The 18978-nt window shown below is 65.6% G+C and carries 16 protein-coding genes; 8 read left to right on the forward strand and 8 right to left on the reverse strand.

Features of this window, described 5'->3' with window-relative positions; all coding sequences use genetic code 11:
• Nucleotides 1–22: 22 nt before the first annotated feature.
• Nucleotides 23–1204 carry a cysteine desulfurase family protein gene (locus tag HN018_RS16230; RefSeq protein ID WP_171833089.1) on the reverse strand — a complete coding sequence of 394 codons (1182 nt, stop codon included), beginning with the start codon at nt 1202–1204 and terminating at the stop codon, nt 23–25.
• Nucleotides 1201–2364, reverse strand: a complete 1164-nt coding sequence (locus HN018_RS16235) for a cysteine desulfurase family protein (protein WP_171833088.1) — start codon at nt 2362–2364, stop codon at nt 1201–1203. Before HN018_RS16235 ends, HN018_RS16230 begins: the two co-directional genes overlap by 4 nt.
• A 520-nt stretch (nt 2365–2884) precedes the next feature.
• Between HN018_RS16235 and HN018_RS16240 the strand changes: the two genes are divergently transcribed.
• Nucleotides 2885–3550, forward strand: coding sequence for an alpha/beta hydrolase (locus tag HN018_RS16240; protein ID WP_171833087.1), 666 nt, complete (start codon nt 2885–2887; stop codon nt 3548–3550).
• An 80-nt stretch (nt 3551–3630) separates the two neighbouring features.
• On the opposite strand, the gene HN018_RS16245 is transcribed toward HN018_RS16240, so the two are convergent.
• Nucleotides 3631–4695: an anhydro-N-acetylmuramic acid kinase gene (locus HN018_RS16245; RefSeq protein ID WP_171833520.1), complete on the reverse strand. Its 1065-nt coding sequence runs from the start codon at nt 4693–4695 to the stop codon at nt 3631–3633.
• 111 nt (nt 4696–4806) lie between these two features.
• Here HN018_RS16245 and tyrS point away from each other — a divergent pair, with 111 nt between their 5' ends.
• The gene (gene tyrS / locus HN018_RS16250; protein WP_171833086.1) at nt 4807–6054 is read left to right on the forward strand and encodes a tyrosine--tRNA ligase; all 1248 of its coding nucleotides are present in this window, start codon (nt 4807–4809) and stop codon (nt 6052–6054) included.
• 192 nt (nt 6055–6246) lie between these two features.
• Here the strand turns inward: tyrS and HN018_RS16255 are convergent, their stop codons facing one another.
• Nucleotides 6247–7146 (reverse strand): SDR family oxidoreductase, encoded by a 900-nt coding sequence (locus HN018_RS16255; RefSeq protein ID WP_171833085.1) that lies wholly within the window; start codon nt 7144–7146, stop codon nt 6247–6249.
• A 300-nt stretch (nt 7147–7446) separates the two neighbouring features.
• Here HN018_RS16255 and HN018_RS16260 point away from each other — a divergent pair, with 300 nt between their 5' ends.
• Nucleotides 7447–9057: a hypothetical protein gene (locus tag HN018_RS16260; protein ID WP_171833084.1), complete on the forward strand. Its 1611-nt coding sequence runs from the start codon at nt 7447–7449 to the stop codon at nt 9055–9057.
• Nucleotides 9058–9140: 83 nt separating this feature from the next.
• Nucleotides 9141–9548, forward strand: coding sequence for a lysozyme inhibitor LprI family protein (locus HN018_RS16265; RefSeq protein WP_171833083.1), 408 nt, complete (start codon nt 9141–9143; stop codon nt 9546–9548).
• Between the two features lie 31 nt (nt 9549–9579).
• On the opposite strand, the gene HN018_RS16270 is transcribed toward HN018_RS16265, so the two are convergent.
• Nucleotides 9580–10026 carry an Rrf2 family transcriptional regulator gene (locus HN018_RS16270; RefSeq protein ID WP_171833082.1) on the reverse strand — a complete coding sequence of 149 codons (447 nt, stop codon included), beginning with the start codon at nt 10024–10026 and terminating at the stop codon, nt 9580–9582.
• Between the two features lie 91 nt (nt 10027–10117).
• Here HN018_RS16270 and HN018_RS16275 point away from each other — a divergent pair, with 91 nt between their 5' ends.
• The 3 genes from HN018_RS16275 to HN018_RS16285 all read left to right on the forward strand — a co-directional run bounded on the left by HN018_RS16275 (nt 10118) and on the right by HN018_RS16285 (nt 12541).
• Nucleotides 10118–10687 (forward strand): MmcB family DNA repair protein, encoded by a 570-nt coding sequence (locus HN018_RS16275; RefSeq protein WP_239478750.1) that lies wholly within the window; start codon nt 10118–10120, stop codon nt 10685–10687.
• Nucleotides 10688–10736: 49 nt separating this feature from the next.
• Complete coding sequence (locus HN018_RS16280) at nt 10737–11546, forward strand: inositol monophosphatase family protein (RefSeq protein WP_171833081.1); 810 nt, start codon at nt 10737–10739, stop codon at nt 11544–11546.
• A 107-nt stretch (nt 11547–11653) separates the two neighbouring features.
• The gene (locus tag HN018_RS16285; RefSeq protein ID WP_171833080.1) at nt 11654–12541 is read left to right on the forward strand and encodes a lipid-binding SYLF domain-containing protein; all 888 of its coding nucleotides are present in this window, start codon (nt 11654–11656) and stop codon (nt 12539–12541) included.
• A gap of 16 nt (nt 12542–12557) precedes the next feature.
• On the opposite strand, the gene HN018_RS16290 is transcribed toward HN018_RS16285, so the two are convergent.
• Nucleotides 12558–13658, reverse strand: a complete 1101-nt coding sequence (locus tag HN018_RS16290; RefSeq protein WP_171833079.1) for an NAD(P)-dependent alcohol dehydrogenase — start codon at nt 13656–13658, stop codon at nt 12558–12560.
• 33 nt (nt 13659–13691) lie between these two features.
• Nucleotides 13692–14834, reverse strand: a complete 1143-nt coding sequence (locus tag HN018_RS16295; protein ID WP_171833078.1) for an L-dopachrome tautomerase-related protein — start codon at nt 14832–14834, stop codon at nt 13692–13694.
• Between the two features lie 173 nt (nt 14835–15007).
• Between HN018_RS16295 and HN018_RS16300 the strand changes: the two genes are divergently transcribed.
• Nucleotides 15008–17575, forward strand: a complete 2568-nt coding sequence (locus HN018_RS16300) for a bifunctional diguanylate cyclase/phosphodiesterase (protein ID WP_171833077.1) — start codon at nt 15008–15010, stop codon at nt 17573–17575.
• A 36-nt stretch (nt 17576–17611) separates the two neighbouring features.
• On the opposite strand, the gene HN018_RS16305 is transcribed toward HN018_RS16300, so the two are convergent.
• Entirely contained in the window at nt 17612–18928 is a 1317-nt protein-coding gene (locus tag HN018_RS16305) for a Gfo/Idh/MocA family protein (protein ID WP_171833076.1), read from the reverse strand.
• Nucleotides 18929–18978 lie beyond the last annotated feature (50 nt).

The raw sequence follows: 18978 nt of genomic DNA on the forward strand, positions 1-18978 counted from the left end.
TTGTGTGAAAGGGGATGGTGCGTCACGCCGGCACGGGGATGCCGGAATGAACCAGAGCATGGGCATCGGCCAGCATGTCGGCGGCCTGGCCCAGCTCGTCGGCGGACGTAAAACGTCCGATCCCCAGACGCAAGCTTCGTGCAGCCTGGTCCCGGCTCAGTCCCATCGCGGCGAGCACGTGCGACGACTCGATATCCGCCGCGGAACAGGCCGATCCGGTCGAGACGCAAAGGTTCGGCATCGCTGCCATGATCGCCAGCGCATCGCCTCCGGGGAAGCGGAGGTTGAGATTGCCGGCGATGCGGTGCTCGCGGCTGCCGTTGACCAGGATGCCGGGAATCACCGCCTGCAGCCGGATAAGCAGCTGGTCGCGAAGGGCGGCGATCCGGGCCGTCTCGCTATCGAGGTCCACGCCTGCCACACGCGCCGCCTCGCCCAGGCCGACCACGAGCGGCGCGGGGAGCGTTCCGGACCGGAGCCCCCGCTCCTGCCCGCCACCGGACATCAGCGGCACCAGCCGTACGCGGGGCCGGCGGCGCACGAACAGGGCGCCGACACCCTTGGGCCCATAGAATTTGTGGCCGCTGATCGAGGCGAGATCGAGGTCGAGCGCCCGCACGTCGACCGGCAGCTTGCCCACCGCCTGGGCCAGGTCGCTGTGCAGCAGCGCCCCGGCCGCGTGCACGATCGGCGCCAACAAGGAAAGGTCCTGGATCACCCCGGTCTCGTTGTTCACCGCCATGATGCTGACCAGCAGCGTCGGCACGCGAAGGGCCTCGCGCAGCCGGTCCGGATCGACCCGCCCGTCCGGCTCGACCGGCAGCACGACCGGCTCGAACCCTTCTCCGGCAAGGTCGCGCACGGTTTCCAGCACGCAGGGATGCTCGGTCGCCAGAGTGACGACCCGGCGCCGCGGGTCGCCGGAACGCATTGCCTGGCGGGCTGCGCCCTTGATCGCCAGGTTGTTGGATTCCGTAGCGCCGGAAGTGAAGACGAGCTCGCGCGGATCGGCACGAAGCAGGTCGGCCAGGTGCCGGCGTGCCTGTTCGACCGCATCGGCCGCCTGCTGGCCCATGGCATGCTCGGCACTGTGCGGGTTGCCGAAACTGGTCGTGAACCAGGGCAGCATGACGTCCAGCACGCGGGGATCGCAGGCCGTGGTGGCCTGGTTGTCGAGATAGATCATCCGGCGAGCATAGCTCATGCCGCCAGCCCCGGGCGCCCGGATCGGGCCAGAGACATGTAGGCCTCGATGAAGCGGTCCACGTCCGGCTCCTGCACGTTCCAGGGCAGCGAGACGCGGATCGCCGAGCCGGCCAGATCGGGCAGGCCCATCGCCGCCAGCACATGCGACTGCGCGACCTTGCCGGAGGAGCAGGCGGCCCCCGACGAGACCGCGAACCCGGCCAGGTCCAGCGCGATGAGCTGCACGTCCGCGCGCCGCCCGGCCAGGCCGAGGCAGGTGGTGTTAGCCAGCCTGGGCGCATCGGCGCCGATGCAGACGGCTCCGGCCGTTCGGGCCGCCTGCTCGATCCGGTCCCGCAGTCCGGCGAGGCGGGATTGCGACGAGAGGGTCGTGCACGCCGCCTCGCACGCGGCCGCGAACCCGGCGATCGCCGGCACTGCGGGCGTGCCGCCACGCCGGCCACGCTCCTGGCCGCCGCCCTCGATCAGCGGCGCCAGGATGAACCTGTCGACCAAGGAGGAGAGCAGCAATGCGCCGGCACCCTTGGGGCCGCCCATCTTGTGGGCCGAGATCGCCATGCTGTCGGCGCCGATCACCGCCAGCGACAACGGCATCCGCCCCGCCGCCTGGACGGCGTCGACATGTAGGCGCGCACCATACCGGCGGCAGAGGTCGGACACCTCGGCCAGCGGGTGCAGCACGCCGGTCTCGTTGTTCGCGGCCATCATACAAACCAGCGCCGGGCCGCCCGGGCCGGCCAGCGCGGCTTCCAGGCCGGCAATGTCGAGCGTGCCGTCCCGGGCGACCGGCAGCACGGCTGCTCCGGGGCCGGCGGCCCGACGGATCGCGTCGTGCTCGGTAGCACCAATCAGGAGCCGGCGGCCGGCGCCGAGCGCATGCAGTGCCAGCCCATCGCTCTCGGTGCCGCCCGAGGTGAACACCAGGCCGGCCGGGTCGGCGCCGAAGCATGCGGCGATCCGTTCCCTCGTCTCCTCGAGCACAGAACGCGCCCGCCGCCCGGCCATGTGGACCGAACTCGGATTGCCGACGAGGTCGAGCGCCCGGATCAGCGCGCCACGTGCCTCCGGCCGCAGGGGTTCGCTGGCGTTGGCGTCGAAATAAACTGGATCGTTCGCGAAACCGCGAGCATGTCCGGTCTCATGGTGCAGATCGGTCATGGAGTTGTCCTCACGGCTCCGTGTCGCCGCAAAGGCGTTCGTGCGGGTTCAGGGTGCGGTATTCCGTTGTAATTGCTCGAACCGTCTCGTTATAGAGTTCATGAACAGGCGCTGACGATGCACGCACCACTGTGGGACGGCCGGGATGCCGTCCGACAGGCGATGCCGGATCACAGTGTGCCGGAGCAGGGAGAGACCTCGTGTCCGATGTTCGGGAAATCAATCGCGTTTCCATCCCAGAGCCTGATCGAAACCTGATTTTACAGCAAAGCCAGCCCCGCGCTTGGCGCAAGCGTGACCTGCACGCCCTTTGAATCATGCGGCGTTCTGCGCCATATGCGTGCAATCAAAGCATCTATCGACCTGGACAGCCCGGCCTGAGCAGCCAAACGGCACTTTCTGATCGTCGACTATCCGAAATCATCGAACCACGTCCGGCGGGGCATCGTCGGGTGTCGAGATTACGTTAACAAGCTGCCGTTCATGCCATCGAACGGAGCAATAAGAATCGCGGGAAATAATGCCTGAGGTGATGTTCGCCGGCCCTGACGGCCGACTCGAGGGACGCTACCACCATTCCAGCGAGAGCAACGCGCCGCTCGCCCTCGTTCTCCACCCGCATCCGATGCACGGCGGGACCATGAACAACCGCATTACCTATAATATGTACCGGACGTTCGAAAAGCTCGGCTTCTCGGTAATGCGCTTTAACTTCCGTGGCGTCGGCCGCAGCCAGGGCCGCTACGATGGCGGCTTCGGCGAGATCTCCGATGCGGCGGCAGCGCTCGACTGGATGCAGATGGTCAATCCGAACTCGGGTGGGCTCTGGATTGCCGGCTATTCGTTCGGTGCGTTCGTCGGCATGCAGTTGCTGATGCGCCGTCCGGAAATCTCCGGCTGGGTCAGTGTCGCGCCCCCGGCCAACCACTACGATTTCGGCTTCCTGGCGCCATGTCCGTGTGGCGGCCTGCTGCTGCATGGCGATTCCGACGAGATGGTGCCCGAGCCCGCGGTGCGGAAGCTGGTGGACAAGCTCAACACGCAGAAGAACGTCACCGTCGACTACCGGGTGTATGCCGGCGCCGACCATGTGTTCGCGACCCACGCTGAGCACGTCTCCGAGGCGGTCGAGGATTACGTCGGCAAGATCGTGGCACGCAAGGCGATGGCGCTGGCTGCCGATTAGGCCAGAACCGGCAGGGGCGGTGGGGCTTTATCCAAGCGGGATTGATCTCCTCCGTCCAACCGATTCGTCCTGCAGGCTCCCTATGATGGCCTGACCAGGCGTCCTCCGGGAGTAGGCTCAGGCGCACCCGTGGTGCCGGGCCAGGAGAGCGGAAGTCCAGCTTCGACCCGGACGGCGAGAAACGCGAAACACTGCGCTTCCAGGGCGTCGCCGTCCCAGCCGAGGCTCTCGACCGCTTCGACCGGCGCGTGCAGGCGATCCCGAAGCGCCTGCATCAGCACCGGATTGCGCCGGCCACCCCCGCACACGAGCCAATGTTTCGGACGCTCGGCAAGGATCGTCATGGCGATCGATGCGGCGGTGAAGGCGGTCAGGGTCGCGGCGCCATCCGCCGCCGACAGGCCAGATACAGCATCGAGTGCGGCATGGAATTGAAGGCGGTCGAGCGATTTCGGTGCGGGCCGGCTGAAGAACGGATGCGCCAGCAACCCGGTCAACACCGCCTCGTCCACCCGGCCCGATGCGGCCAGCCGTCCGTCGGTGTCACAGGGGGTGCCGGTGTGCCGCATTGCCCAGTCGTCGAGCAGCGCGTTGCCCGGGCCGGTGTCGCAGGCGATGAGGGCATCGTCCGGGCCGATCCAGGTAAGGTTTGCGACACCGCCGAGATTGAGGAACGCCACCGGTCGCTCCAGCCGCGCCGCCAGCGCCGCATGATAGGCCGGGACCAGGGGGGCGCCCTCGCCGCCTGCTGCGACATCCGCGCTCCGAAAATCGTACGCCACCGGCAGCCCGGTCCGGTGCGCCAGATAGGCGGCGTCGCCGATCTGCCATGTCCGGCCTTCGCCGGGGCGATGCAGGATGGTCTGGCCATGGAAGCCGATCAGCGCCGCCGGTTCGCCGAGGGCCGCCACCGCCGCCACATGTACGTCGGTCAGGCGGCGCTCGAGCTGCAGCAGCTCCGGATCGGTCGCATCGATGTGTGCTGCACGATCGAGCAGGCCGCGTAGGGCGGTGCGCAATGCGGGATCGTAGGGGATGGTGAGGGCGGTGCCGAACGAGGCGATACGCTCGCCGTCGGTCTCGATCAGCGCCGCATCCACCCCGTCGAGCGAGGTGCCGCTCATCAGTCCGATCACCCGGCGCATGGTCGCTCCCCCGTCTGGCAGGCCGCCCGCTTCGGGAACCCCTGCCCGCATGCTACAGCACCGCCGCCGGTGGACCAGGAGATCCGGCACTCAGCGATGGTGGTTCCAGACATGTCCAAGAGCGATTTCCTGGCAGAGGCCGAAGCGCGCGGCTTCGTGTTCCAGTGCACCGACAGCGAGGCGCTCGATGCCGCACTGAACGCCGGGATCGTGTCGGGATACGTAGGCTTCGACCTGACCGCGGACAGCCTGCATGTCGGCTCGATGGTGCAGATCATGCTGCTGCGGCTGCTGCAGCGTCATGGGCATCGTCCGGTGCTGCTGCTGGGGGGCGGCACCACCAAGATCGGCGATCCGTCCGGCAAGGAGGAGGCGCGGCAGCTGCTGACGCCGGAGCGCATCGCCGCCAACGGCCACGGCATTCTCGCGATCCTGAAGCGGTTCGTGCAGATCGGCGCCGGGCCGACCGACGCGCTGATTGCAGACAATGCCGAATGGCTCGACCGGCTCGGCTATATCGAGCTGCTGCGCGAAGTCGGGCAGCATTTCTCGATCAGCCGGATGCTGTCGTTCGACAGCGTCAAGCTGCGGCTCGAACGCGAGCAGGGACTGACATTCCTCGAGTTCAACTATTCGATCCTGCAGAGCTACGATTTCCGCGAGCTCGGGCGGCGGCATGGCGTGAGCCTGCAGATGGGTGGCTCCGACCAGTGGGGCAACATCGTGTCGGGCGTGGACCTGGTGCGCCGCACCGATGCCAGGCAGGTATTCGGGCTGACCACGCCGCTGATCGCCACGGCCTCCGGCGCGAAAATGGGCAAGACCGCGGCCGGTGCCGTTTGGCTGTCGGCGGACCGGGTGTCGCCGTTCGACTACTGGCAGTTCTGGCGCAACACCGAGGATGCCGATGTCGGCCGCTTCCTGCGCATGTTCACCGACCTGCCTCTGGCGGAATGCGAGCGGCTGGCGGCGTTCGAAGGTGCCGCGATCAACGAGGCGAAGAAGATCCTGGCCACCGAGGCGACCGCGCTGTGCCACGGACGCGACACCGCGCTCGCGGTAGCCGAAACCGCGAGACTGAGCTTCGAGCAGGGTGAGCTTGTGCAAGCATCGCTGCCGTCCCGCGAGATACAAGCCGCCGAGTTGTCGGCCGGCATCCCGATCTTCCGGTTGTTCGCCGAAGCCGGGCTGGCCACCAGCAACGGTGAAGCCCGCCGCCTGATCCGCGGCGGCGGTGCCCGCATCAACGACGTCGCCGTCAGCGACGAAGCCCGCATCATCTCCGACGCCGACCTCATCGACGGCGCCATCAAACTCTCAGCCGGACGCAAACAGCACCTGCTCCTGCGCCCAGTCTAAGCCCACCAACGACGCCCCCCATCCGCGGAAGGCCGTTCGAGAATGCGCTACGGCGAGTCAGAGGCGCGCTCTACGCGCCGCCCGTCGTGGTTGTCCGAGCACCGGAGCGGAGCGGCCATCAGGCCGTGAGCACCGGAGCACAGGCCAACCGCGTCGGATGACCGCCGTAGTTAGCATCATCGAACGGCCGGCTTAGGGGAGGTGGTTGCCGCCGGTGACCCCGTAGATTTCGCCGGTGACGTAGGAGCTTTCCTGCGAGGCGAGCAGCACATAGACCGAGGCGAGTTCTGCCGGCTGGCCGGGGCGGCCGATCGGGGTTTTCGACCCGAAGGTCGGGATCTTCTCCTGCGGCTGGCCGCCGGACGGCTGCAGCGGCGTCCAGACCGGGCCGGGAGCGACCGCGTTCACGCGGATGCCCTTCTCGGCGACCTGCTTTGCGAATGCATGCGTGAAGGCGACGATCGCAGCCTTGGTGCTGGCGTAATCCAGCAAGGTTTCCGACGGCTGGTAGGCCTGGATCGACGTGGTGTTGATAATGGTGGCACCGGCCGGCATCAGCGGCAGGGCGGCCTTGCACAGCCAGAACATCGCATAGACGTTGGTGCGGAAGGTCTCGTCGAGCTGCTCGGTGGTGAGGTCGGCGATGCTCTTCTGGGCCGTCTGCTTGCCGGCGACGTTTACCAGGATGTCGAGCCCGCCGAGCCCGGTGTTCGCCGTCTCGACGAGGCTCTTGCAGAACACCTCGTCGGAAATGTCGCCGGGCGCGGTAACGACCTTGCGGCCGGCCTGCTTGATCAGCGCCACGACCTCCTGTGCGTCCGGCTCCTCGTCGGGGAGGTAGCTCATGACGATGTCGGCACCCTCGCGGGCGAACGCGATCGCCACGGCACGGCCGATGCCGCTATCGGCACCGGTAATCAGCGCCTTGCGGCCTGCGAGACGGCCGAACCCCTTGTAGCTCTCTTCGCCGTGATCGGGCTTGGGGTCCATGTCCTTGGCAAGGCCGGGCGCCGACTGAGGCTGCTCCTCGAACTTCGGCTGGAAATACTGCTTGGTCGGGTCCTGCATGTCGTACTGGTTGAGGGTGGTCATGATGCTGCTCCGTTCAACGCGATCCAGAGCCAGCCAACGTAGCCGGCAGCTGCCGCGTTGCTGAACGTTCCGCATGCGCACCACCTTGGTCGTCGCCGGAGCTTCTGGAGGACCAATCTCGGTGGAGCCGGGACGTCCGGTATCTGCCGGTTCGATGATCGGCCACGTTCTTCATCGGGCCGTCCGGAACAAGCAAGTCGACACGTAGATCCCTGGTATGCAAGGGCGTCGTCAGCGCCTGTTTCTCGGTCATGCCGGCTGCGGCGGTTCGTTCAGTTCGCGCCTTCGGATCTACCACAGTTGACGAACACGCGCAGGTCGGCTTCGGTCGAGCCGGTGCAGTCTGGTGCTATCGATTCAGGCTCACTAGAATACCTGTATGTTTATGAGTTGGCTCCTGATCTCCCTCTTTATGTCGTAGCAATCTTATTCCGGATCACGATGCTTGCGGTTTCAATCCTGGGCAAGAATGAGCGTCTTACAAACGTTACGACGGAACACGGCGCCGCCAACTCGCGAGGTAAGCTTCAGAATGCTGATCCAGCATTTTATGATTCACGGACCAGAATATATTGCGGTAGTTCAAAACATATTGCGAAAGACATACATTTGATCTTCTTCAAGAAGACCCAGCAGGCGCCCACGAGACAAGCTGATTTCGATCGGTGTAACCAGCCTCTCCATCATGACCAACTTCGTCTCCGCCCCATATCTATCGAAGCGTTGCGTTGGTTCGCCACGATCGGCCTCGTCTCCATCTATCTTGCCCCAATACAAGGCTCCGCCAAGGAACCGGGTTCACTGGCGATGCAGACTCCTGAGGCAGACTCGGTCGGAACATCGACCAATCTTGAGCTGGCCTCGAAGACATTGCTCACGCGGTTCGGCCAAATATCGAGACGAGGAGATCGGCTATCATTGGAAGACCTTCGCCGGGAAGTTTCGGCGCACGCGACCGATGGCCAGCACAAGGCACAGGATGCTGCTCGGTTCTTCATCGCGAGTCCGATCGCGAGGATACTGGCCGGCGAAACGAAAACCGGTGGGCTTACCCGCGCGGGTCTGGCGTCGGCTGCGCAACTGACGACGGACCCACGGCTCGATGAGCGGCTTATATCATTGAACGACCATGAAAAGCAGGATCCGGCGCGTTTCCAATCCCTGCTGCTTCGTGATCCCGGCATTCCGAACGCCGTTCGTGCTCGAATCATCATGCGACTTGGGGACGAACGGCTTCTCCAGGCAATCGGACGTCCGATCGTGATGGGAAACGAGCAGGACAAGCGCGACGTAACGACAGCCTTTCTCTACCTCGCGCGGCTGAGTTGGCTAGGGGGGGCAGAGGCGGAGGCAATCGTTGAATACAAGGTTCCCTACACGATGCTTCGCGGAGACAAGGACCATTCGGCTTCCTACTGGAACAATCACACCGTGCAGATCAGCGAGAAGATGATCAGTGGCGGTAGCGGAATGGTCAACGACCAGGCGCTCGCCAGGCATATCGGGATCTTCGCACATGAAAGTGGCCATGCGATATCCGGCCTGTCCGGTCAGCAGAAGAAGCTGAACGCGGATCTGGCGGCGCAGCGCATCACCCGCGGCATGGACGGCATAGTGAACGAGGCGGTGGCAGGCGTATTCCAAAACCGGGCCCACGTGGCAGCACTCGGCTACGGCGCCAACAAGGACAGCGACAAGAACCTAGCTATCATCCATGACGTCGAGAAGAACATCGTCAACGGCAACACGATGTATGCACGCTACTACCATGTCGATGTCGATGCGGCCCACGCACAGCTTCCTGTCGTAAAGCAGATCATCGCCAACGACCTGATCCCGTTCTTCCAGACCCGGTTCGGCCTTCTCGATGACCCTCAGTTGACGTCGGGACTGCCACCGTCGCACCGTTGATCGCATTGCGAATTGAGCGTCTTCCGCTGCGGCTGCAAAACTATCCTCGATCCACGGCTTCGAGCCGTCATGAAGGAAATCACATGCAAAAAAACCGTCTCTACGGAATCCTGGCGATCGGCCTGGCAACCAGCGCACCGCTGTATCCGGCTTCTGCAGCCGAGAAATGGACTGCGGATCATAATCAGTGCAACAACCAAACCAACACGATCGACATAACGTCCTGCATCAATGCGCGAACCGCAATCTGGGACCAGAGACTGAACCAGGCCTACAAGGCGCTGACCGTGATGCTGGCCGGGGAGCCATCGACCAAGAGTCGGCTGGCGCCGCTGCAGACGGCGCAGAGGGCATGGCTCAAATATCGCGACGCGAACTGTGCGTACTACAACGCCCAGGAGGGCACGATCCGCTCGGTCGAGGTGTCGGACTGCATGCAGAGGATGACCCAGGATCGCGCCATCGAACTGCAGGGTGAAGGCCCGCAATAGGCACGCATCGCCGACATCCCACCTTGCGGGGTCAGCTCGATACCCCGTCCGGCCGCTCGGTCGGCGTTCCCAGCCGGGCCTTCATGTCGGCGAGCGACGTTGCGGCGAGAGCGACGCGCATTGCGGTCTCGGCGCCCAAGAACACGTCGCCGAACAGCCAGGGAACCTGGCTGCCGACCGGACAGCCCGGGTCGGGACTTGCATGGAGCGGCAACAAGGGCGGCGCCGGTGCCGGATGCACCGCGCACCAGACATCGTCCAGGCTGATCCCGGCCGCCTCGCGTCCGAGCGAGGCGCCGCCCTGGCCGCGACGGACGTGGACCAAGCCGGCACGGGCCAGCAGGCGCATGATGCGGCGGACGACCACGGGGTTGGTGTTCACGCTGACGGCGATGCGCGGGCTGGTCAGCCGGCCGACGGGCTCGGTCGCCATCAGCAGCATGATGTGGGTGGCGACCGAAAACCGTGTTGCAATCATGATGGTGCTGTAAGCCGCATTCGCTTCCTTGGTTCATCGAAGATATTCGCGACTTGCAGCAAGGCCTGCCCGGGCGGCATGAAGATCCGGCATGGACATGCCTTCCTCCGATCCGGCCGTCGTCGACACGCCGGCATCCGATCCGCTGCTCTCGGCAGCGCCCGAACTGATCGGGCTGCCCGAGAACCAGCTTGCGATCCGGCGGGCAACGACGATGCTGTGCGGCCGGCTGGCCTGGGTGGTGCTGCACGAGGTGCCGCTGCCGAACGGACGGCGCGCCGACATCCTGGCGCTCAGGCCGGACGGTGGCTTCGTCTGCATCGAAGTGAAGTCCGGGCCGCGCGACTTCCTGGCCGACGGCAAATGGCCCGAATACCGGCCCTATTGCGACGCGCTGTATTTCGCGGTGGATGACGGCTTCCCGCAGGAGCTGTTGCCGGACGATGTCGGCGTGATGGTCGCCTGCATCGGGCCGCACTGCCTGCCGAAGGGGGTGACGGCGGATGCCGACCTGCTGCGCGAGGCCCCGGCGCATCGCCTGGCACCCGCGACCCGACGCGCCCTGATGCAGCGGTTCGCCACCATCGCCGCCAGCCGGCTCGCGGCCCTGGAAGACCCGGCGATCACCGCGTCACTCCGCGCGGCCCTGCGCGTCGAGTAGGCACGCCTCCCCTGGTCCGACCGTGCCAACACATGCGAGATTGCGTCGCATGACATCCGTGTCCTCGCAGCCTCCCCTCGAACTCCGACGCCGCTTCGAGTCCGCCCGCATCGTGGTCGCCGAGGCGGCCGAGATGGCGATGCGCATGCGGCCGCCCTCGGGCGGGCCTGTCGCCACCCAGAAGGGCGCGCAGGACTGGCTGACCGAGGCCGACGGCGCGGTCGAGGCGATGATCGCCGCTCGCATCGGCGCGCTGTTCCCGGATGACGGCTTCCAGGGCGAGGAGACCGGTCGCACCCGCGACGGCGCATTTCACTGGGTGGTGGATCCGATCGACGGCACCTCGAACTATGCACGCGGCCGCAACCGCTGGTGCGTCTCGCTCGGCCTGCTCGAGCATGACCAGCCGGTCGCCGGCATCCTGGCGGCGCCGGCCCTGGGCGAGACCTACGCGGCGGTGCGCGGCATGGGCGCCACCCTCAACGACCTGCCGATCCAGGCATCCCCGGTCGTCGATCCAGGCCGCGCGATGATCGAGGTGGGCTGGGGGCCGCGCGTGCCGGTGCCCGAGTTCATCGCCACGATCGACCGGGTGATGACGCTGGGTGCGATGCCGCGCTCGAGCGGATCGGGTGCGCTGGCCCTGGCCGACGTCGCCTGCGGCCGGCTCGACGGGTATATCGAGCTCTCCATCCACCTATGGGACGTGGCGGCGGCGCTGGCGATCCTGGCCGAGACTACGGCGATGGTGTCTCCGTTTCTGCGCGACGGCGGGCTGGAGCGGGGCATCCCGATCCTGGCGGTGGCACCGGGCATTGCGGCGGCGCTTGCCGAAGCCGCCCGCATCCCGCTGGACTAGCTGTTCTACCAAGATCAACTATTGTGCGAAGCTGGCAGCGCAGGCCATTGTTTCGGCACAATTTCGGCGTCAGTCGAACCGAGATTTCAGGAACCACCAGAATGCCCATGAGCCGTGCAACATCCAGCATCCGCCGCGGGCTGGCTCGTGTCCTGTCGACGAACCTGATCACCAGCGGCGTGGCCGCCGGCCTGATGGTGATGGCGGGCGCGGTTCCGGGCGCGAACGCACAGAGCGAACGGGCCCAGCAGCAGCAGCAGCTGGTCGATCGCTCGACCCTGGCGGTGCAGGACGTGCTGGCCTGGAAGCAGAATGGGGGCACCGCGCAGAACCTGCTCCGGAAGGCCAAGGGCGTGATGATCTGCCCGAGCATCTTCCGCATGAGCTTCCTGTTCGGCGGTTCGGGCGGCGGCTGCGTGCTGCTGTCGCGCGATGCCGCAGGATCGTTCTCGGCCCCGGCCTTCTACTCGATGGGCTCGGGCAGTTTCGGCCTACAGGCCGGCATCCAGGATGCCGAGCTGGTTATGTTCATCATGACCCATCGCGGCCTGACGGCGATCATGGACAGCCAGTTCAAGTTCGGCGCCGACGCCTCGGTCGCCTTCGCAACGCTGGGTGCCGGCATGGAAGGCGCCACCACGGCAGCATTCCGGGCGGATATCGTCGCGGTCGAGAAGGCCAAGGGCCTGTTCGCCGGCATCTCGCTGCAGGGGAGCATCATGAGCTCGGACAGCGTCGGCAATCGCGCCTACTACAACCAGCCGGTCGGCCCGGAGGACATCGTGGTGGCGATGCGGGTCAACAATCCCGGTGCCGACCCGCTCCGTGCCGCGCTGATGCATTTCAGCACCCGGCCGGGTGCACCCGGGCCGGCGCCGGCCTATGGACAGGGCGGTCCCGGCGGCGGCTACGCGCAGCCGTCGAACGAGAACGGCCCGATGCAGCTGGCCCCGACCGGCCCGGTCCAGCAGCAATCGTTGCCGCCGCCGCGCTGAGGCGACGGCGGCTGGATCAGGCGGCCTCCTCGTCGAGCTTCAGCGTCGCCATGTCGATCACGTAGCGGAAACGGGCGTCGCCCTTGATCACCCTGGCATAGGCCTGGTTGATTTCCTGGATCGGAATCACCTGGATATCCGGGCCGATCCCGTGCTCGGCACAGAAATCGAGCACGGCCTGGGTCTCGGCGATGCTGCCGATCAGCGAACCGGCGACGCTCTTGCGATGCATCACCCGCTCCTGGTTGTTCTCCGACGGCAGGGGCTCGATCGCACCGACGATGGCCAGGGTGCTATCGCGCTTGAGCATCTTCACGAACGGGTTGACGTCGTGCTTCTCGGGCACCGTGCTCAGCATGAAATCGAAACTGTTCGCCAGCGACGTCATGGTTTTCTTGTCGCTCTCCAGCACCGCCGTCACACCGAGCTTCTTTGCTTCCTCGAGCTTCTCGGCGGTCCGGGTGAACAGCGTGACCTCGGCACCCATCGCCTTGGCGATCTTGGCCGCCATGTCACCGAGCCCGCCGAAGCCGACGATACCGACCTTGTCGCCCGCCTTGACGCCCCAGTGCATCATTGGCGAATAAGTGGTGACCCCGGCGCACAGGATCGGCGCCGCAACTTCCGGCTTCAGAGATGCCGGTATCTTCAGGACGAAATCCTCGGACACGACGATCGAGCTCGAATAGCCGCCATAGCTGTTGTCGCGGCCGTACATGTTGATACCGCCCGGCGCCATCTTTGCCGGGATCATCGGACCGTTATAGGTGGCGAGCCAGCTGTTCGGGCCTTCGCAGTAATTCTCCTCGTGCGCATGGCAAGGCTCGCAGACGCGGCAGCTATCAATCATGCAGCCCACGCCGACGAGGTCGCCGACCGCATGCTTGCTCACCGACCCGCCGACGCGTGCGACCCGACCGACCACTTCATGGCCGGGCATGCAGGGATAGACGGTGTTCGACCACTCGTTCTTGACCTGGTGGATGTCCGAGTGACAGACGCCGCAGAACATCACCTCGATTTCGACCTCGGAGTCCGTCGGGTCGTCGCGCTCGAACACGATCGGCTTCAGGCGGCTGTATGAATGCTGGGCGGCGTAACCAATTGCCTTGGTCATGTGATTGCCTCGACGATCGCTTGCGGGAGTGGATTATGCGGGACGGAAACGGAACAGCTGGGTCTCGGTGATGCCCGGCCCCTGCCACGCCTTCATCTCCGGAATATGCGAGGCGGTGACATAGATTGCGCCGTCTGGCCCTTCCGCCATGCTGTCCGGCCAGAACAGTCGCGGGTCCTGCACCAGAACGGTAAAGCTGCCGTTGCTCTCCATCCGCTTGACCGAGAATTCCTCGGCACTGGTCAGCAGCATTCCGTGTTTGCGGCTGAACCAATAGCCGTCGGTGACGAAGGTCCGGGCCACGACCTGCACCTGCGCACCTAGGTGAGCAGGCAAGAGCGAGGCGTCGAACAGCGCGGCGAGCGGCACGCGATACATCGTGCGGCCGGTGGTCGCCTGCCAATAAAGGTAGCGATCCTGCCCATCGATCAGCAGCCCGTCGGCGGCGAAATGGGCCGGCTGCCCGTCGAGCATCCGCAACGGCTTGCCATTCACGGTGATGGTGACGGCCGGGTCGAACTGGGTCGATGGATGGTTGACCAGAGCCTGGCGCGCGACCCCGCTCTGCACGTCGAGCACGATCAGCGAGCCGGGATTGCCGGAGTTGGTGATAACCGCCCGCCTGCCGTCCGAGGTGAAGCGGATGTCGTTCAGGTAGCTGCCCTGCGGCGCCACCCTGGTATCAAAACGGTAGACCCGCTTCACCGTGTTGGTGGCGAGGTCGATGCAGACGAGCTTGGGTCCGCCCGGCACGATGAAGGTGAGGCCGGGTGCCGCCGGGTCGAGCACCCAGAGGTGGCCCTGGGCATCGACCGTCACGCTCTGGACGCACACGAAGCTGGATCCCGCCTTGCCGGCACTGCCGGGATCGCCGTTACGGAACCCGTTCCAGGCGGCATCGGGGAACGGCTTCAGACTGCCACCGGCGCCGACCTCGGCCACCGAGATCGATACGTCCTCCTCCCAACGCGGGAAATTAACGAAAATCCGGCCGGTCGGAGAGACCGCCACACCGGTGACCTGCCTCGGACTGGTGAAGCGTGCCACGAGTTCGAGAGAAGCCGGGCCGGTAGCGGCGCGTGCCCGCGACACCGGCGCGACCGTCGAGAGGGCGGAGACCGCCACGATCCCCGTAAGAATATCGCGTCGTCCCGGCTGGAAAACGGCGTCCTGCATAGATTTAATCCATCATCTTCCGGGACCTAATCTCTCCATGCGATCACAGTTTCGTCTCATGAGACATTCCTCCGCGCCTCTTCACGATTTTGTGTGTAAACAGTTGATCGTAAGCCCGGGGCATGCGGATCTTCTGACCGGACGCACCGCATCCTCACCGGCCAGGACGGAATATGTCGATATCGACCGGTAGCGACCTCAGGACACGATCGCAGCATGGCTGGACGGCTCCGGACCCGTGTGCCGACAGCCATCTGGACATGCTCACGCGCGTTGCCTGCGAAGCCTTACTCATGCCGATGGCGATGGTGAACCTGTTCGACGGCGACCGGCTGGCCGTCGGCTCGGCGTTCGGACTCGGGGCCCGCGAGACCGACCTGCAGGATCCACCCTTCTGCCGGCACGTCATGCGGAGCGACCAGAAGCCGCTGATCGTTTCCGATGCATGGGCGGATCCGCACTACGCCACCAGTGCGCTGGCGGCAGGCTGTCTCGGGGTGCGCTTCCAGGCGGGCACGGCCATTACCGATGCAACCGGGCAGACCCTCGGCACCCTGTGCGTGTTCGATACTCGCCCACGTCACCTGGACGAGCATGCCATCGGCATCCTGCTCGACCTGGCGGCCACCGTCGCAGCCAGGCTCGATTTCCATCAGGTGAAGGCGGCGTTCGAGGAGAGCGAACTGCATTACCGTCACGCACTGGAGCTCAATCCGCAGATGCCGTGGACCGCATCCGCGGACGGGATCGTCGATGAAGCGAGCCCGCGCTGGCGAGCCGTGATGGGCGAGCCGGCAGACAAGGCGACGCCACTCGGACGCTGGGCATCGGGGTTTCATCCTAACGAGACCATCGACGTCATGGCCGCATGGTGGAAGTCGGTGAAGGATGGCACGCCGTACGACATCCAGTGCCGCCTCCGTACCGGCGGTGCGATCTATCGGTGGTTTCGCATCCGTGCCGCTGCGAGACGCGATGACGACGGCCACATCGTGCGCTGGTACGGAACCACCGAGGATATTCACGACCAGAAAACCACCGACCTGGCCTTGGCCGAAAGCGAGCAGCGGCTGCGCTTCGCACTCGAGAATGCGAAACTCGGAACCTGGGATCTCGATCTCGCCAGCGGACATCTGAAATCCTCTCCGCTCTTCGCCGCGTGCTTCGGCTTCGAACGGGTGGACGAGGAGACCGGCCATCAGCAGCTTCTGTCGATGCTGCATCCGTCGGACGGGGCCGTCCGGCGCGACGCGATCGAAGGCGCACTGGCGCGGCACGAGGATCTCTATGTCGAGTATCGTATCATCTGGGCCGACGGCAGCACGCACTGGGTCAGGATCACCGGCCACGGCATCTACGACCGGGCCGGCAAGCCGACGCGGATGACCGGCCTGGCGCTGGACATCACCGATCAGCGGCGGGACGAGGAAGACCGTGCCCTCGCGGAGGCACGGATCCGGTATCTCGCCTACCATGATCCGCTGACCGGCCTCGCCAATCGCCGGCTTCTGCACGATCGCCTGAACGAAAGCGTATCCGACGCTCACGAACAGTCCCGGCTGGCGCTGCTGTGCATCGACATCGATCAGTTCAGGGCGATCAACGACACGCTGGGGCACGACGCCGGCGACCGCCTGCTGCTGCATGCCGCCGACCGGCTGCGCGCCTGTGCCGGACCGAAAGACATCGTCGCCCGCTATGGCGGCGACGAATTTGCCTTCCTGGTCACGGATGCGCGCAACGACGCCGACATGGACCGGCTGGTGATTCGCATCCAGCAGGCGCTGGCGAAGCCGTTCGAGGTCGAGCAGCACACGGTCCTGCTGACCGGCAGCATCGGCATCGCATTCTCGCCGGACCACGCAGGCGATGCGGAGCAGCTGCTGCGCAATGCCGACGCTGCCCTCTACCGCGCGAAATTATCGGGACGAGGCAGCTCGCGTGTATTCGAAGCCGGAATGGACACGGTGATGCAGGCGCGCCAAGCCCTCAAGCTCCGGCTGCGCGATGCCCTGACCAAGAACCAGTTCAGGCTGTTCTACCAGCCGCTGGTCGACGTCGCGACCGGACGCGTCGACAGCTTCGAGGCGCTGCTGCGATGGCAGCATCCGGAACGCGGCCTGCTGGCACCGAGCGAGTTCATCCCCGCGGCCGAGGAAACCGGCTGGATCGTCGCAATCGGACGATGGGCGCTCCAGGAGGCGTGCCGCGAGGCCATGAAGTGGCCGAGTACGATCGGCGTCGCCGTCAACCTGTCCGCGATCCAGTTCCGGTTCGCGACCCTGACCGCCGATGTCATCGGCGCCCTGGAACAATCGGGGCTACCCCCGAACCGGCTGGAACTGGAAGTCACCGAGACCCTGCTGATCCAGGACAACGACACCAACACCTCGATCCTGGAGAGCCTGAGCGAACTCGGCGTGCGGATCGCGCTCGATGATTTCGGTACCGGGTATTCGTCGCTCAGCTACCTCCGCAGCTTCCGTTTCGACAAGATCAAGATCGACCGGTCGCTGATCACCACCCTGACCGAGCCGCCGGACAGCGATGCCGTGATGAACGCCATTGTCGGCCTTGGCCGGAACCTGGCGATCGCGACCACCGCCGAAGGTATCGAGACCGACGAGCAGTTCGCCCTGGTCCGTGCCTATGGCTGCACGCAGGCGCAGGGCTTCCTGTTCAGCGAACCGGTGCCGGCCTCGGGCGTCTCCGGCCTGCTCGAGCGGCTCGGCAGCCGCTAACGTCGCGCGCGGCCGGAATCACACGAGGCCGAGGCGCTATCCGACGGTCGGAACGAACGCGCCGAGTTCCTTCGGCCATGGACCGCGGGTGGTGTCCAGCCCGTCGACCGGAGGCAGCTTCACCACGCCGCCACCAGCCGCGGCCTGATAGATCGCTGCCATGATCTTCATGTCCTGCAAGCCTTCGGCACCCGGCGTGCGTGGTTCCTGGTTCGCGTGCAGGGACGCGGCGAACGCATCCATTTCGTGGGCGAACTGGCTTTTCGGCGAGAAGCGTCTTGAGTCGGTCGAGCTCGCCATTCCCGCCTTGCGATTGATGCCCAGCGTCAGGTTGTCGTAGCCGAACGCCGGGTCGAGCCCGAACCATCCGGTCTCGGCGTGCACCCGCAGGAACCGGCTTTCGTGGAAGCTGTAGCCGGCGGTGCCGTTGGCGACGACGCCGCTCGGAAACCGCAGGGTGAACATGGAGATGTCCTCGATCTCGCGGAAGCGCGGATCGTTGGCGGGTCGGGTCAGCTGGCCGGTCACCTCGATCGGCTCCTCGCCGGTGATGTAGCGGAACGCGTTCAGGCAATAGAGTCCGACATCGGGCAGCGAGCCGCCACCGGCAAGCGCCTTGATCTGGCGCCACTGGCCATTGGGCGCGTCGTTCTGCCCGTTCACCGCCTCGATCATGCGGATCGCGCCAAAGGTTTTCGACCGGGCGAGATCGATGACGGTGCGGTGCTCCGGCGTGTATTGCAGGCGGTAGGCGATCATCAGCTTGCGATTGGCCTGGGCACAGGCATCGACCATCGACTGCGCCTCGGCAACGGTCGCCGCCATCGGCTTCTCGCACAGGACATGCTTGCCTGCCTTGGCGGCGCGAATGGTAAACTCGGCATGCAGTGCGTTGGGCAGCACGATATAGACGATGTCGATATCGGGATTGTTGCTGATCTGGTCGAAGGTATCGTAGCTGTAGAGGTTCTTTTCCGGCACGCCGTACTGCGCGGCGATCGCGCGCGCCTTGGCCGGGTCGCCACTGACCAGGCCGGTCAGGCGAACATGCTTGGTCTCGCCGAAGCCCGGGATGATATTCTCGAGTGCCAGAGCGCCAAGTCCGACCACGGCGATGCCGAGGCGTTTGCCCGGCGGCATCGGATTGGGTGCATCGGCGTTCTGTTCGCTCGACTGGTGCAGGGGTGGCAAGCTCACCTTGCCGTCCGTCACGGTGCCGCGCAGCGATTGCGGCTCCTGTTCGGGTGCGCCGGCAGCCGGCAGCGAAGCGCCCAATGCCGGGCCGACCAGCCCGATGCCGGCGGCGATCCCGGCAGCGCTTCCAAACAAGGTACGGCGGGTAAGATCGGTCATTGCAACGCTCCGGCATCGACGCGCCGTGTGAACCCGACTGGACCAGCCTG

Origin of the sequence: Lichenicola cladoniae, assembly GCF_013201075.1 — a bacterium.
GTDB lineage: Bacteria > Pseudomonadota > Alphaproteobacteria > Acetobacterales > Acetobacteraceae > Lichenicola > Lichenicola cladoniae.

Coding starts and splice junctions, on each gene's coding strand:
- HN018_RS16230 (WP_171833089.1), bottom strand. CDS start 1,204: ATGAGCTATGCTCGCCGGATGATCTATCTCGACAACCAGGCCACCACG.
- HN018_RS16235 (WP_171833088.1), bottom strand. CDS start 2,364: ATGACCGATCTGCACCATGAGACCGGACATGCTCGCGGTTTCGCGAAC.
- HN018_RS16240 (WP_171833087.1), top strand. CDS start 2,885: ATGCCTGAGGTGATGTTCGCCGGCCCTGACGGCCGACTCGAGGGACGC.
- HN018_RS16245 (WP_171833520.1), bottom strand. CDS start 4,695: ATGCGCCGGGTGATCGGACTGATGAGCGGCACCTCGCTCGACGGGGTG.
- tyrS (WP_171833086.1), top strand. CDS start 4,807: ATGTCCAAGAGCGATTTCCTGGCAGAGGCCGAAGCGCGCGGCTTCGTG.
- HN018_RS16255 (WP_171833085.1), bottom strand. CDS start 7,146: ATGACCACCCTCAACCAGTACGACATGCAGGACCCGACCAAGCAGTAT.
- HN018_RS16265 (WP_171833083.1), top strand. CDS start 9,141: ATGCAAAAAAACCGTCTCTACGGAATCCTGGCGATCGGCCTGGCAACC.
- HN018_RS16270 (WP_171833082.1), bottom strand. CDS start 10,026: ATGATTGCAACACGGTTTTCGGTCGCCACCCACATCATGCTGCTGATG.
- HN018_RS16275 (WP_239478750.1), top strand. CDS start 10,118: ATGGACATGCCTTCCTCCGATCCGGCCGTCGTCGACACGCCGGCATCC.
- HN018_RS16280 (WP_171833081.1), top strand. CDS start 10,737: ATGACATCCGTGTCCTCGCAGCCTCCCCTCGAACTCCGACGCCGCTTC.
- HN018_RS16285 (WP_171833080.1), top strand. CDS start 11,654: ATGAGCCGTGCAACATCCAGCATCCGCCGCGGGCTGGCTCGTGTCCTG.
- HN018_RS16290 (WP_171833079.1), bottom strand. CDS start 13,658: ATGACCAAGGCAATTGGTTACGCCGCCCAGCATTCATACAGCCGCCTG.
- HN018_RS16295 (WP_171833078.1), bottom strand. CDS start 14,834: ATGCAGGACGCCGTTTTCCAGCCGGGACGACGCGATATTCTTACGGGG.
- HN018_RS16300 (WP_171833077.1), top strand. CDS start 15,008: ATGTCGATATCGACCGGTAGCGACCTCAGGACACGATCGCAGCATGGC.
- HN018_RS16305 (WP_171833076.1), bottom strand. CDS start 18,928: ATGACCGATCTTACCCGCCGTACCTTGTTTGGAAGCGCTGCCGGGATC.